Source organism: Kitasatospora sp. NPDC091257, from assembly GCF_044757675.1.
GTDB classification, from domain to species: domain Bacteria; phylum Actinomycetota; class Actinomycetes; order Streptomycetales; family Streptomycetaceae; genus Kitasatospora; species Kitasatospora lactacystinica.
The window spans coordinates 1-1,200 of record NZ_JBIVVI010001791.1 but is presented as its reverse complement, the minus strand read 5'-3'; the positions used below and the strand labels follow the sequence as shown (position 1 = coordinate 1,200).

2 protein-coding genes are annotated in these 1,200 nt (G+C 72.9%); both read left to right on the top strand.

What is annotated here, in order from left to right:
* Positions 1-196: 196 nt before the first annotated feature.
* On the top strand, positions 197-592 hold the full coding sequence (locus ACIQOV_RS42070; RefSeq protein WP_359898245.1) for a roadblock/LC7 domain-containing protein: 396 nt from the start codon (positions 197-199) through the stop codon (positions 590-592).
* Between the two features lie 80 nt (positions 593-672).
* Positions 673-1,047, top strand: coding sequence for a hypothetical protein (locus tag ACIQOV_RS42065; protein ID WP_359898244.1), 375 nt, complete (start codon positions 673-675; stop codon positions 1,045-1,047).
* Positions 1,048-1,200: the final 153 nt, after the last annotated feature.

Here is a 1,200-nt window from a genome sequence, read left to right as displayed (position 1 = left end):
CCCACCTGCCCCGAACGCCCGCCCATCACGGCAGCGGCCCACCCGCTGGCCGTCCCCGATCCGGACGTCGCGCTGCTGACCCGGATCCGAGACCTTCTGGAGGCCCGACTTTGACCCACTCCCCGCCCGCGACCCCGTCGTTCCGGCCATGAGGCGGGCACTCAAGCAGCGTGTCGGAAGGAGACAACTGATCGCCTTGGAGACCGAGTTGCTCGCCGAACTGCGTGCCGTCAAACACCGCGTACCGCACCTCGCGGGTGGTCTGGTGGCCAGCGTGGACGGCCTGTTGGTCGCGCACGACACCCACGGCACCGAACCCTCGGGACTGGCCGCGATGACGGCGGCCTCGCTCTCGCTGGCCCAGCGGCTCGCCGACACCACCGGTCAGGGCGAGTTCCGCGAGTCGCTGGTGCGCGGCGAGAACGGCTACGTCGCCACGTACGCGGCCGGCGGCAGCTGCGTGCTGACCCTGCTGGCGCACCCCGACGTCAACGTCGGCCGGCTGCACCTGGAGGCCCGCCGCAGCGCCCAGCGCATCGCGGGGCTGCTCAACGACGCCCTCGTGCCCAAGGATCCGCGCGACACGGGCTGACCCGGGCCGACCCGGACCGACCACCGAACCATTGTCCCCATCCGTCACGAACCGCCCATCACCGAACGGGAGTTACCCAGATGACCGACGCACCCGGCGCGCTCAAGCAGGCCATGACCAGCATCGAGGGCGCCATCGGCGCGGCCCTGGTGGACTACAACAGCGGCATGGCGCTGGCTACCCTCGACGGCCCCGGCGGCCTGGACCTCAACGTCGCCGCCGCCGGCAACACCGACGTGGTCCGCGCCAAGATGCGCACCATGGACATGCTCGGCCTCCAGGACGGGATCGAGGACATCCTGATCACCCTGAGCAGCCAGTACCACCTGATCCGCCCGCTCACCGGCCGTACCGGCAAGGGCCTGTTCCTCTACCTCGCGCTGGACAAGGCGCGTGCCAACCTCGCGATGGCCCGCCACCAGCTGGGCCGGATCGAGGCCGAGCTGGAGGTCTGACGCGCAGCCCCGGGACACCGCCCCGGGACGCCACCCCGGCGCGGCGCCCGGGCGCGCGGGTCGCGGGTGCGCGAGCCATGGCCGCGCGGGTCACGGGCGAGGCCCCGGCGGTGGTTCGGGCCACCGCCGGGCTCCGTCCGGCGGGGCTCACCC